Annotated in this window: 11 protein-coding genes; 8 read left to right on the top strand and 3 right to left on the bottom strand. The window is 67.6% G+C overall.

The genetic code is table 11. The annotated features are described in order from the left end of the window. Positions 1-42: 42 nt before the first annotated feature. From HCU76_RS05630 to HCU76_RS05620, 3 genes are read right to left on the bottom strand one after another with little or no spacing between them, the layout of a single operon-like run. Positions 43-1,245: an acyl-CoA dehydrogenase family protein gene (locus HCU76_RS05630; RefSeq protein ID WP_218508689.1), complete on the bottom strand. Its 1,203-nt coding sequence runs from the start codon at positions 1,243-1,245 to the stop codon at positions 43-45. Positions 1,246-1,287: 42 nt separating this feature from the next. Further along, positions 1,288-2,871 carry a class I adenylate-forming enzyme family protein gene (locus HCU76_RS05625; RefSeq protein WP_218508688.1) on the bottom strand — a complete coding sequence of 528 codons (1,584 nt, stop codon included), beginning with the start codon at positions 2,869-2,871 and terminating at the stop codon, positions 1,288-1,290. Positions 2,872-2,929: 58 nt separating this feature from the next. Next, positions 2,930-3,733 (bottom strand): enoyl-CoA hydratase/isomerase family protein, encoded by an 804-nt coding sequence (locus HCU76_RS05620; protein ID WP_218508687.1) that lies wholly within the window; start codon positions 3,731-3,733, stop codon positions 2,930-2,932. 352 nt (positions 3,734-4,085) lie between these two features. Between HCU76_RS05620 and HCU76_RS05615 the strand changes: the two genes are divergently transcribed. From HCU76_RS05615 to HCU76_RS05580, 8 genes are all read left to right on the top strand, one after another. Then, on the top strand, positions 4,086-4,877 hold the full coding sequence (locus HCU76_RS05615; protein ID WP_213954704.1) for an ABC transporter ATP-binding protein: 792 nt from the start codon (positions 4,086-4,088) through the stop codon (positions 4,875-4,877). A gap of 159 nt (positions 4,878-5,036) precedes the next feature. Beyond that, positions 5,037-5,852 (top strand): ABC transporter ATP-binding protein, encoded by an 816-nt coding sequence (locus tag HCU76_RS05610; RefSeq protein ID WP_218508790.1) that lies wholly within the window; start codon positions 5,037-5,039, stop codon positions 5,850-5,852. Continuing rightward, positions 5,849-7,747 (top strand): long-chain fatty acid--CoA ligase, encoded by a 1,899-nt coding sequence (locus tag HCU76_RS05605; RefSeq protein WP_218508686.1) that lies wholly within the window; start codon positions 5,849-5,851, stop codon positions 7,745-7,747. The genes HCU76_RS05610 and HCU76_RS05605 overlap by 4 nt, the downstream gene beginning before the upstream one ends. Further along, positions 7,744-8,616, top strand: coding sequence for a branched-chain amino acid ABC transporter permease (locus HCU76_RS05600; RefSeq protein ID WP_218508685.1), 873 nt, complete (start codon positions 7,744-7,746; stop codon positions 8,614-8,616). Before HCU76_RS05605 ends, HCU76_RS05600 begins: the two co-directional genes overlap by 4 nt. Continuing rightward, the gene (locus tag HCU76_RS05595; protein WP_218508684.1) at positions 8,616-9,662 is read left to right on the top strand and encodes a branched-chain amino acid ABC transporter permease; all 1,047 of its coding nucleotides are present in this window, start codon (positions 8,616-8,618) and stop codon (positions 9,660-9,662) included. The genes HCU76_RS05600 and HCU76_RS05595 overlap by 1 nt, the downstream gene beginning before the upstream one ends. A gap of 77 nt (positions 9,663-9,739) precedes the next feature. Further along, entirely contained in the window at positions 9,740-10,945 is a 1,206-nt protein-coding gene (locus tag HCU76_RS05590; protein WP_218508683.1) for an ABC transporter substrate-binding protein, read from the top strand. Between the two features lie 11 nt (positions 10,946-10,956). Further along, positions 10,957-11,895, top strand: coding sequence for an SDR family oxidoreductase (locus HCU76_RS05585; protein ID WP_218508682.1), 939 nt, complete (start codon positions 10,957-10,959; stop codon positions 11,893-11,895). Beyond that, positions 11,892-12,677: an enoyl-CoA hydratase-related protein gene (locus HCU76_RS05580; protein ID WP_218508681.1), complete on the top strand. Its 786-nt coding sequence runs from the start codon at positions 11,892-11,894 to the stop codon at positions 12,675-12,677. Before HCU76_RS05585 ends, HCU76_RS05580 begins: the two co-directional genes overlap by 4 nt. The last annotated feature ends 10 nt before the right edge of the window (positions 12,678-12,687 follow it).

The following is a 12,687-nucleotide window of genomic DNA, read 5'->3' as shown; positions in this document are numbered from 1 at the left end:
CGCAAGAGGCGGTGGCGCCGTGCCGGGGGCAGCGACGGCTGCTCAGCGCTTGAGCAACTCGTCGCTGATGATGATCTTTCGCACTTCGGTCGTGCCGGCGCCGATCTCCAGCAGCTTGATCGCGCGATAGAGCCGGTTCACTTCGGACTCCCAGATGTAGCCGGTGCCGCCGTGGATCTGCACGGCTTCGTTGAGCACCTTGTTCATGGTCTCGGCCGCGTACATCACGGAGGCGGCGGTGATCATGTGGATGTCGCCGCGGCCGCCGCCGCCAATCTCGAGCTCGTTGGCCGCGCGCAGCGCCTGGTAGGTGAACACGCGCATCGACTCGATCCACACGTACATGTCCGCCAGCTTGGCGCGAATCATCTGGAAATTGGAGATCGGCTGGCCGAACTGCTGGCGGGTGCGGGCGTAGTCGATCGACAGTTGCAGCGCGCGCTCGCAGATGCCCAGGCAGATCGGCGAGATCATCGAGCGCTCCAGGTCCAGCCCGCTCATCACCACCTGCACGCCGCGGTCTTCCTCCCCGACCAGGTTGCGCGCGGGCACGCGGCAGTTGTCGAACACCAACTCGGCCGTCTGGCTGCCGCGGAAGCCCATCTTCTTCAGTTTCTGCGCGACCTTGAAGCCGGGGTAGTCCTTCTCGACGATGAAAGCCGAGATGCCCTTGGCGCCCTTGTCCTTGTTCGTCTTGGCATAGACGAGCATCACGTCGGCGACGGCGCCGTTGGTGATGTAGATCTTGCTGCCGTTGAGCAGGTAGTCGTCTCCGTCGCGCGTGGCGGTGGTGCGCATGGAGCCGAGCGCATCGGAGCCGGCGCCGGGTTCCGTGAGGCCGAGCGCGCCAATCCGCGTGCCGTTGCACAGGCCGGGCAGGTAAGCCTTGCGCAGCGTCTCGTTGGCGTTGCGGTAGATGTTGTAGAGGCAGAGGTTCTCGTGCGCGACCCAGCTCAGCGCCAGCGCATGGTTCCAGCGCGAGAAGGCCTGCACCACCAGGCCGCTGGCGAACAGGTCCATGCCGACGCCGCCGTAGGCCTCGGGCACCGGCACGCCGAAGTAGCCGGTGGCGCCGATGCGCGCGAAGGCTTCGGGCGGCCACCATTCCTCGTCGTCCATGCGCTGCGAAAGCGGGTAGAGCTCCTGCCGGGCGAAATGGTCGGCCTGGTCGAGGATCTGCTGCTCGTCGTCGGAGAGGCCGGAGAAGCGTTGGGCTGCGCTTTGCGTGGAGGCGGTGGAGTTCATGTGGTTTGGAGATGGGAAATTCAAGGGCGTGATGGCACACCGCTAGTCGATGCGCTGCCCGTCGTCGAGCGGCAGCCGCGCGAGTTCGTGCCGTTGCAGCTTGCCGGTGGTGCTGCGCGGCAGTTCCTCGCTGCGCACGAACTGCAGGTAGCGTGGGCGCTTGTAGCCCGCGAGTCCTTCGCGGCACCAGGCGACGATCTCTTCGCGCGTGGCTTGCGCGCCCGGTTGCAGCACCAGCACCGCCTTGATGGTCTCGCCCCAATGGGCATCGGGCACGCCGAAGACGCAGGCCTCCTGCACGGCAGGATGCCGTCCGATCACGGCCTCGACCTCGGCCGGGTAGACGTTCTCGCCGCCGGTCTTGATGAGGTACTTCTTGCGGTCGACGAAGACCAGCGTGCCGTCCGCCTCGCGGCGCAACAGGTCGCCGGTGTGCAGCCAGCCGCCGCGGAACACCTCGGCATTGGCGACGTCGTCGTCGAGGTAGCCCGACATGACGCTCGGGCCGCGCACCACGCATTCGCCGGGCTGGCCCACCGGCATCTCGTTCATGTCGTCGTCGACGATGCGCACTTCCATGAGCGGGGATGGCAGCTTGCGAAGCGACGGCATCTCGCCCGGGCCGGAACGCCGGTGCGCCAGCAGCAGGCTGCTCTCGCTCTGGCCGAAGGCATCGTAGAAGTCGATGTTGCAGGCCGCGGTCAGGCGGGCGATCACCTGCGGCATCATGTTCGCGTAGCCGATCGCGAAGCGCAGGCTCGACAGGTCGTGCGACGTGCGCGCCGGATGGTTCAGGAAATCGGTGATGACGCCGGGCAGCAGCAGGGTCCAGCTCAGCCGGTCGCGCTCAACCAGGTTGAACATCTGCGCCGCATCCGCCTTGCGCAAGGTCGCGTAGGTGCCGCCAGTCCAGATCGTGGCGTACAGCGGTTCGTCACCGCCGCAATGGAACAGGGGCAGCCAGCCGATGAAGCCGTCGTTCTCGGTCAGGCCGAACCACTGCGCCAGCCGCAGGCCGCGCGTGGCCGCGGCGCGCTGGCTGATGAGGGCGCCCTTGGGCTGGCCGGTGGTGCCGCTGGTGAAGAGGATGTTGTGGATGTCCGAGCCCTGCGCCACGCGCGGCGGTGCATCGGCTGGGCTCGCGCGCAGCAAGGCTTCGTAGTCATCGAAGCCGGGCACGTTGCCGAAGGCGATCCAGTGGCGGATCTGCGCCTGGTCCGCGCGCAGTCCTTCCGCCACCGGCGCCAGGGCGTCCGAGACCAGCAGGCCGGTCGGCCGGCACTTGTGCAGGCAGGTCGCCAGTTCGCGAGGGTGCAGGCGGGTGTTCAGCGTCGCGACCGTGATGCCGAGCGCTGCGAGTGCGGCATAGCACTCGATGTACTCCGCGCGCGTTTCCGACAGCACCGCGATGGTGTCGCCGCGCCGGTAGCCACGGGCCTGCAATGCGCTGGCCAGCCGCCAGGCGCGCTCGCCGGTTTCCGCGTAGGTTCGTGTGCCCCCGTCCCAACTGATCGCGGTGCGCGGGCCGAACACGGTGAACGCACGGCGGAACATCGCATCGAGCGTGATGTCGCTCGCGAGCACCGCGTCTGTCGACCAGGTGGGCGTGGCGGAAGCAGTGCTCATCGGGGAACCTTCACGCTACGCGCGGCGGTGCGAGCGCCTTCGGGCGACCGGCGGGCGATCATGGCGCGGCGCTCCTCTGTGCCGGGGCCGCGTTGCCGCGCTCCGCGAAGGCCGCCACGCGCGCAGCAAAGTCCGGTGTGGCCGCGCATCGAAGAAATGCCTCCTTCTCTCGCGCAAGGTGCACCTCCAGTGCATCGCGGACCTGCACCGAGGTCAGGCCCTTGATCTCCGCGACGGCTTGCGGCGCCATGGCTGCCAGTTGGTGCGCCCAGCGCAAGGCTTCGTCGTCGGCCCGGTCGGCATCGACCAAGCGGTTGATCAGTCCGAGGCGCAGCGCTTCCTCGGCCTCCAGCGTGCTGCGCACCGTCAGCAGTTCGAAGGCCCGCGCCGCGCCCAGTTGCTGGGTGAGCCTGAAGCTGAGTCCGCCATCGGCCGACGCGCCCAGTTGCGCATACGCCGTCACGAAGCGTGTGCCACGCGCCGCGACCACCATGTCGCAGGCCAGCGCGAGCGAGATGCCACCGCCCGCCACCGCACCGTGCACGCTGGCGATCACCGGAATCGGCAAGCGGTTCAGGGCCATTGCGGTGCCGTGGAAGCTGTCGATCATCCTGGCAATGAAGGCCGGCAGGTCCTCGCGCTCCGCGTGCATTGCGGCCACGTCGCCGCCGCCGCAGAAGGAACGTCCCTCGCCGCGCAACATCAGCACGCGCGCGTGCGGCATTGCGGCGACCTGCGCGACCGCGCGGCCCAGGGCAGTAATCGCGTCGAAGTCGAGGGCGTTCAGCGAAGCAGGGCGCCGGAGCGTGAGCGTGACGATTTCGCTCGATGCGTCGAGCACCACGGAATTCGGGTTGTCCATATGTCTCCAAGGCCGTTGCACAGGCAATGCCGCTTGCGTTGACCGTCACTCAATAAAGTGCGATGAAACGAATGCAATGAGACACCCGATCGAGTTGGTTTGGAAGGGATTGGAGGCTAGGTAATACCCTGAGATATGCGATATTCATTGGCAACATCTTGAGGCGTGCAATGTGAATGAGCGAGGCGATTTGAAACCCGCGATCCGCCCATTGCAAATTTGAGTATGGGTCATAAATCTGTTGACAGGCCCTGAACCGGGTCGCAATATCCGGCCACACAAGACAGACGCCGGCATCGGCGCGGAGACAAGACTTGAACTTGCGAGAGTCGCCGACCCGCGGCGCACGGCTATGCTGAACGTCACCAACCTGCAGGTCTTCTATGACCATGCGGTGGAGGCTGTGCGCGATGTGTCGCTCGAAGTGGGCGAGGGCCGGATCATCGCGCTGCTGGGCAGCAACGGCGCCGGCAAGTCGACCGTGCTGAAGGCCATTTGCGGCGTGCTGTACCCCGAGGACGGCGAGATCACCGGCGGCACCATCCGCTACCGCGACGACAGCCTGGAGCGCTGCGCCCCGCACGAGATCGTGGCTCGCGGCCTGGTGCAGGTACCCGAAGGCCGGCGCCTGTTCGACACCCTCACGGTGGAGGAGAACCTGCGCATGGGCGGCTACCTGCAGCCCGCAGCCGGCACATCGGAGGCGCTCGCCAACATCTACAGATTGTTCCCCGCGATCGAGGCGCACCGGCATCGGGTGGCCGGCTATCTCTCTGGCGGGCAGCAGCAGATGGTGGCGATCGGCCGGGCGCTCATGAGCCAGCCGAAGCTGCTGCTGCTCGACGAGCCTTCGCTGGGGCTGGCGCCGCAGATCATCGCGGAGATCTTCGACATCATCCGTCGGCTGCGCGACGAGCGCGGACTGACGGTGCTGCTGGTCGAGCAGAACGCGCAACTCGCGCTCTCGCTGGCGGACTACGGCTACATCATGGAGCGCGGCAGGGTGGTGCTCGACGACACGCCCGCGAAGCTGCTGGCCAACGACGACGTGAAGGAGTTCTACCTTGGCGTGCAGGCTGGCGGCCAGCGGCGCAGCATGCGCGAGATCAAGCACTACAAGCGGCGCAAGAGGTGGTTGTCATGAGCGCCGTCCGGCCGCCCGAAGGCGCTCGCACCGCAGCGCGACAGCGCGGAGGTTTCCAATGAGCGCCGCCCGGCCGCCCGAAGGCGCTCGCACCGCAGCGCGCAGTGCGGAGGTCTCCAGGTGAGTGCAGTGCTGGCGCCGCACACGGACCGTGTCGTGATGGCGGGCGCGATCGGCGCCGCTGGCACATCGGCGGCGGAATCCGCGGCGCAGACGCTGCTCGAACTGCAAGGCATCGGCAAGCGCTTCGGTGGACTCGAGGCCCTGGCCGGCATCGACCTGCGTGTGCAGCGCGGCCACATCTGCAGCGTCATCGGGCCCAACGGCGCGGGCAAGACCACGCTGTTCAACCTGGTCTCCTGCCTGCTGCGGCCGAGCAGCGGCAGCATCGCTTTCGAGGGCGAGGACATCACCGGCGCGCCCGCCCACAGCCTGTCGCGCCGCGGCATCGCGCGCACCTTCCAGAACCTGGCGGTGTTCAAGCACGAGTCGGTCATCGACAACATCCTCACCGGGCTGCATGCGCGTCTTGGGACCGGCATCTTCGGCGCCGCCTTGTTCTGGGGCACGACCCGTCGTGCGGAGATTGCCGCGCGCGAGGCCGCAGAAGAGATCGTCGAGTTCCTGGAGATCGAGACCATCCGCGACCTGCCGGTCGGCACGCTTTCCTATGGCCTGCAGAAGCGTGTCGAGCTGGGCCGCGCGCTGGCGATGCGGCCGCGCCTGCTGCTGCTCGACGAGATGGTCTCCGGCATGAACCAGGAAGAGACCGAGGACATCGCGCGCTTCATCCTCGACATCCGCGAGGAACGCAACGTCACGGTGATGATGATCGAGCACGAGATGGGCATCGTGATGGACATCTCCGACCATGTCTGCGTGCTGAACTTTGGCCGCAAGATTGCCGACGGCACGCCGGCCGAGGTCGCCGGCAACCCCGCGGTCATCGCCGCCTACCTGGGCCAGGCCGCATGACCCAGCGCGACCACACGCTGCATGCCGATGCCGAGCTGCCGCCCGGTGTCCTGGAAGGCCGCGCCACCTTGCCCGGCCTCCTGCGGCATCGGGCTCGCAGCACGCCGGATCGCATCGCGCTGCGCGAGAAGGTTCGCGGCATCTGGCAGGGCACGAGCTGGTCGGGCTACTTCGAGCAGGTGCGGGCCTTTGCGCTGTACCTGCAGGGCATCGGCTTCGGCGCGGGCGACAAGCTGGTCATCGCTTCCGACGGCACGCCCGAATGGTTCTTCGCCGACCTGGCGGCGCAGTCGCTCGGCGGCGTCACGGTGGGCATCTACCCGACCAACCCGTGGCCGGAGCTTCAATACATCGTGCGCCACTGCCAGGCTCGCGTGGCGATCTGCGGCGACCAGGAACAGACCGACAAGGTGCTGGAAGCGATGCGCCGCGACGGCGGCTTGCCACACCTCGAGCATGTGCTGACCGTCGACTGGAAAGGCATGCGCCACTACCAGGAGCCGATCCTGCGGCCCTTTGCGGAAGCGCTCGCGCAAGGCCATGCGCTGGCAGGCGACCCTGCGCGCAGCGCCGCGTGGGATGTCACGCTGGAAGCGGTCGACGCCGACCAGGACGCATTGATCGTCTACACCTCCGGCACCACCGGCATGCCCAAGGGCGCGCGCATCTCGCACGCCGGCATCGTGCGCAACGCGGCCGCGCTTGGCCAGGTGCAAGGCTTCGGCGGCAGGCCGCTCACCGTGGTCTGCTACCTGCCGCTGTGCCATGTGGCCGAGCGGCTGATGTCGACGGTGATGCAGCTGGTCTACGGCTCCGTCGTCAACTTCGCGGAATCGATCGACGCGGTCACGCACAACCTGCACGAGATCGGTCCGAGCTTCTTCTTCGGCGTGCCGCGCATCTGGGAGAAGCTGCAGCAGGAGATCCTGATCCGCTCGCGCGACGCGCGGCCCATCGCGCGGCGTGCCTTCGAGCGTGCGCTGGCCGCGGCCACGCCGATCGCCGAGCGCACGATTGCCAACGGCGGCAAGCCGGTGAGTGCGCGCGATGCCTTCGGCGCGTGGCTGCTGCGCGTCACGGTGTTCAGCAACCTGCTGGCCGGTGTCGGGCTGGACCGCACCCGGGTCGCGATGACGGGCGGCGCCTCGATCTCGCCCTCGGTCATCCTGTTCTTTCGCGCGCTGGGGGTGCCGATCTACCAGATCTACGGCATGACCGAGAGCAGCGGCGCAAGCCATTCGCAATCGCCGGCGCAATCGCGGCTCGGCTGGTGCGGGCCGCCCGTGCCGGGCGTGGTGGAGCAGCGCGTGGCCGACGATGGCGAACTGCAACTGCGCGGCCCGATCGTCTTCAACGGCTACCTGCACGACGAGGAGGCCACGCGCGCGGCCTTCGACGAAGGATGGCTGCGCACCGGCGACATCGTCGAGCTCGACGCGGCCACCGGCCAGGTGCAGATCGTCGATCGCAAGAAGGCGATCCTCATCACCAGCGGCGGCAAGAACATCACGCCCTCGCTGATCGAGAACGCGCTCAAGGAGAGCCCCTACATCAGCGAGGCGGTGCTGCTTGGCGACGGCCGGCATTTCGTCTCGGCGCTGATCCAGATCGACCTCGACACCGTCGGCAAATGGGCGCAGGAGCGCGGCATCGCCTACACCACCTACGAGACCCTGGCCCGGCTGGAGGCGGTCAACACGCTCATCGCGGAGGATGTGAAACGCGTCAACGAGCGCTTCTCGCGCGTGGAGAACATCCGCAAGTTCGCGCTCCTGCGCAAGCAGCTCGACCACGACGACGGCGAGCTTACCGCCACGATGAAAGTGCGCCGCCGCGTGATCGAGCAGAAGTTCGCGGCCGAGGTCGCGCACATCTACGGGCTGGAAGCAGCATGAACTACTTCCTCAACCTCGTGACCTCCGGCCTCGTCATCGGCGCGCTCTACGGCTTGGTCGCGATGGGCTTTGCCATCGTCTATCGCGCCACCGGCATGGTGAATTTCGCGCAGGGCGAGGTCATGATGCTCATCGCCTACATCAGCTTCAGCCTGGCCACCATCCCGGGCATCGGCTTCGGCCCGCTGCTGGCCGCGGTGCTGGCGATCGCCGTGCTGCTGGGCCTGGCGATCGACCGGGTCTTCATCCGGCCGATGCTCGGCGAGTCGATGTTCTCGCGCGTCATGGTCACGATCGGGCTGGCAGTGGTGATCCGCTCCACGGTCATCCTGATCTGGGGCGTCGAGCCGACCGCCTTCCCGCGGCCCTTCGGCAACACGGTCATCCGCTTCGCCGGGCTCGCGCTCTACCCGGGGCAGATCTTCGCGATGGTCGTGCTGGCGGTGCTGTGCCTCCTGATGTGGCTCTTCTTCTCGCGCTCGCGCATCGGCATCGCCATGCGGGCCACCTCCAACAACGAGACCACCGCGCTGCTGATGGGTATCAACGTGAAGCGCATCAGTGCCATCGCCTGGGCGCTGTCGGCGGTGTTCGCGGCCTTCGCCGGATTGACCTTCTGCCTGATGTTCAGCCTGGAGCCGGAGATCTCGCAGATGGGCCTGCGCGGCTTTCCGGCGACCATCCTCGGCGGGCTCGACTCGGTCATCGGCGGCGCCTTCGGCGGCCTGGTGATCGGCGTGGTCGAGAACCTGGCCGGCGGCTACCTGGGCCGCGGGCTCAAGGAGATCGCCGGCTTCGTGCTGATCATCGTCGTGCTGATGGTGAAGCCCTACGGCCTGTTCGGCCAACGTGAGATCGAGCGCGTCTGATGCAAAGCCGTACCTACCAGACCACCTACGCCGGCCTCGTCGCGCTGTCGCCGCGCCGCTCCACCTGGTCCTGGTCGCTGGCCGGGCTCGTTCTGCTGACCCTGGCGCCGGCGTGGTTCGGCGCGCATGGGCTCAATATCCTGACCAACATCTTCGTGGTGTCGATCGGCGTGCTCGGGCTGAACCTGCTGTCTGGCGTGGCCGGGCAGATCTCGCTGGGCCATGCCGGCTTCCTGCTGATCGGAGCCTATGCGCAGGCGATCCTCGGCACGGACTATGGCGTGCCCTCGCTGCTGGCGATTCCGCTGGCCGGGCTGGTCGCCGCGCTCGCGAGCCTCATCGTCGGCGTCCCGTCGCTGCGACTCAAGGGCTTGTACCTTGCGATCACCACGCTGGCCTTCACCTTCATCGTGCGGCATGTGGTGCTGTTCGCCGAAGGGCTGACGCGCGGCTCGGCGGGGATGCCGGTCGAGCCGCTGTCCATCGCCGGCTTCTCGTTCAAGGGCGACGAACGCTTCTACTATGCCGCGCTGGCGATGCTGGTGCTGTTCGTGCTCATCACGCTCAACATCATGCGCACGCGTATCGGCCGCGCCTGGCTGGCGCTGCGCGACCATGACATCGCGGCCCGCGCCATGGGCATCGACCTGATGCGCTACAAGCTGCTGGCCTTCATGGTGAGCGCCTTCTACACCGGCGTGGCCGGCTCGCTGGTGGCCTTGCAGACGCGCTTCGTCAACGTCGACACCTTCACGGTGCTGATCAGCATCGAGGCGCTGGCGATGGTCATCGTGGGCGGCATGGGGCGCACCCACGGCGCGGTCCTCGGCGCGGCATTGATCCTGTTCCTGCCCGAACTGCTGAACTACGGCTTCGCGGCCGCCGGCGACGGCGTGCGCACGTTGATGGCCGACCGCATCTACGAGGTCAAGGGCCTGATGTACGGCGTGGTGATCCTGCTGTTCCTGCGGCTCGAACCCGAAGGCCTGGCCGGCATCTGGCGCAAGTCCAAGCGCTTCTGGGTGCAGTGGCCCCTGTCGCAATGATCGGCAAGACACATGAATACGAAGACAGCGCACGGTCCGGAATCGTCCAGCGCCGGCGCCCACAGAAGGAGACCTCAGTGAACCAGCTTGCAACGAGACGCGCGCTTCGCCTTGCCGTCACCGCAACCCTCGGCCTCGTCGGCCTTGCTGCGGCGCTCGGCGCGCAGGCGCAGGACGTGGGCGTGACGGCCACGGAGATCCTGATCGGCGAGGTGCAGCCGATGTCGGGCCCGGCCTCGCTGATCGGCAAGGCGGGCGCCGCCGGTTCGAAGCTCGCGATCGCCGAGATCAATGCGGCCGGCGGCATCAACGGCCGCAAGCTGCGCGCGATCTACGAGGACGACGGCTACGTGCCCTCGCGCTCGGTGTCGGCGGTGAAGAAGCTGATCGATACCGACAAGGTCTTCGGCATCACCGGCACCAGCGGCAGCTCGCACATGGTGGCGATGCTGCCGGCCATCGAGGAAGCCAAGGTGCCGACGGTGGTGCACATGGCGCCGAATCCCGCGGTGGTGTCGCCCCGCCGGCCGACCGTGTTCATGATCGGCCCCGACTACGACTATGCAAGCTACGCGCCGATGCGCTACATGGTCGAGAAGATGAACAAGAAGGGCGCCAAGTTCGGCATCCTTTACCAGGACGACGACTTCGGCAAGGCGCTGCTGTCCGGCTACCAGAAGGCGGTGAAGCAGTACGGCCTGAACAGCGTCGCGGAGATCTCCTTCAAGCGCGGCGCCAAGGACTTCTCGGCCGAGGTGCTCACGCTCAAGGACAAGGGCGTGAACGCGATCTACCTCGGCACGTTGACGACGGAGTCGGCCTCGATCATGTCGGAGCTGCGCCGGCTCGACATGGACGTGACGCTGGCGACGCTGTGGGCCGGCCAGTTGCCCGCCGCGGTCAAGCTGGCCGCGCCGTCCGGCTACCAGTACCTGATCCCCGACTACTACGCGTCGAACTACGACCCGGCCGGCGTGGCGCTGATGGCATCCGCCAGGAAGTACCTGAGCCCTGACGACTACAACAACTTCAACCGCTACACCGTGAGCGGCTACGTCGGCACGATGGTGTTCGCCGAGGGGGTGCGCCGTTGCGGCGCCACCTTGACGCGCGCGTGCGTCGTGGCGCAGCTCGACAAGCTGCATGACTTCAAGGTCGGCGGACTGAGCGGGCCGGTCTCCTTCGACAACCCGAAGGCCCAGGCGGTGCTGCCGATCAAGCTGTTCCAGACCGATCCGCAGGCTGGCACGGTGAAGGCGTTGACCGACTTCGACGCGTACTGAGCGTCCCGACGATGACCATTCCTGCCTCGCCATCTCCCAATCTGGAGCGCTACCGATCGGCCTTCCGGCCCGGCCTGTTCGATGGCCGTACCGTCGTCGTCACGGGTGGCGGCAGCGGACTCGGCCGCTGCACCGCGCATGAACTGGCGAGCCTGGGCGCGCACGTCGCGCTGGTCGGCCGGCAGACGGCCAAGCTGCAGGCGGTCGCGGCGGAGATCACCGCGATCTACCCGGAGCGCGCCGCGGACGTCACATGCCATGCCTGCGACATCCGCGACGAGGCGTCGGTCCAAGCCACGGTCGCGGCCATCGTGCAGTCCCATGGCCGGCTCGACGGGCTCTTCAACTGCGCCGGCGGCCAGTACCCGGCGAAGCTGGAGAGCATCTCCTTCAAGGGCTGGGATGCGGTGGTGCGCAACAACCTGCACGGCACGTTCCTCTTCTCGCGCGAGTGCTACGTGCAATGGATGCAGGCGCATGGCGGAAGCATCGTCAACATGCTGGCCGACATCTGGGGCGGGCTGCCCGGCATGGGGCACTCGGGGGCAGCGCGCGGCGGCGTGCTGACGCTCACCGAGACGGCGGCCTGCGAATGGGGGCATTCAGGCGTGCGGGTCAACGGGGTCGCGCCGGGCTGGATCGCCTCCGCCGGCATCGACACCTACGACGAGGACTACCGCAACGTACTTCGCGGCCTGCGCGGCAAGGTGCCGCTGCAGCGCTTCGGCACCGAGGCGGAGTTGTCGTCGGCCGTGGTGTACCTGCTGTCCGAGGCGGCCGGCTTCATCAACGGCACGGTGATCCGTGTCGACGGTGGCGTCCCCACGGCGCGCCACACGTGGACGCTGGCCGCGGCCGAGCGCAGCTTCCCCTTCGATGGCTTTCCGCAGTACCAGCCGCCGGTGACCTTCGCCGATGGCGGCGCACCGGAAGGGGAGGCGGGCCAATGACTGCTTCGCAGGTCCGGGTCGAGCGCGACGGCGCCGCCTGCCGCATCACGATCGATCGGGCCGATGCACACAACACGATGACCGATGCCGTGATGGCCGCTCTGGTGGAAGCCTTGCAGCGAGCCGAGGCGATGCAGGGCGTGCGCGCCATCGTCCTGACCGGCGCGGGCGACAAGACCTTCTGTGCTGGCGGCCACCTCAAGCCGACGGCGGATGGCTCGCCGTTCGCGCTGGAGCCGGGCCGCTTCGACAACCCGGTCGCGGAACTGTTCCGTGCGCTGGAGCGCTGCAACCTGCCGATCATCGCGCGCGTCAACGGCAGCGCCTTCGGCGGCGGCCTCGGCCTGGTCTGCGCCTGCGACTTCGCCGTTGCCACCGAGGGCGCCATGTTTGGCACCACCGAGGCCCGGGTCGGCGTCTTTCCGATGATGATCCTGCCGCTGCTGATGCGCGTGATTCCGCGGCGCCGCCTGCAGGAGATGTGCTTCTTCGCGCAGCGCTTCACGGCCGCCGAGGCGCAGCGTTTCGACATCGTGAATGCCGTGGTGCCGGCCGGTGAACTGGACGGCGCGGTCGATGCCATGCTGGCCAGGCTGGCCGCCAACTCGCCCGTGGCGTTGCGCATCGGGCGGCGCGCCATTTCTGCGATCCATGATCTTTCCTTTGGCGATGCGCTGAACCTGGCGCAGGCCATCCTGCCGGTGCTGTCGCAGAGCGAGGACACGCGCGAAGGCATGAAGGCCTTCGCAGAGCGCCGCGCGCCGGTATGGCCCGGACGTTGAGAGTTGTGGA

This window comes from Variovorax sp. dw_308, from assembly GCF_019207085.1.
Lineage (GTDB): Bacteria > Pseudomonadota > Gammaproteobacteria > Burkholderiales > Burkholderiaceae_C > Variovorax.
This window is presented reverse-complemented; position numbering and strand designations above follow the sequence as displayed.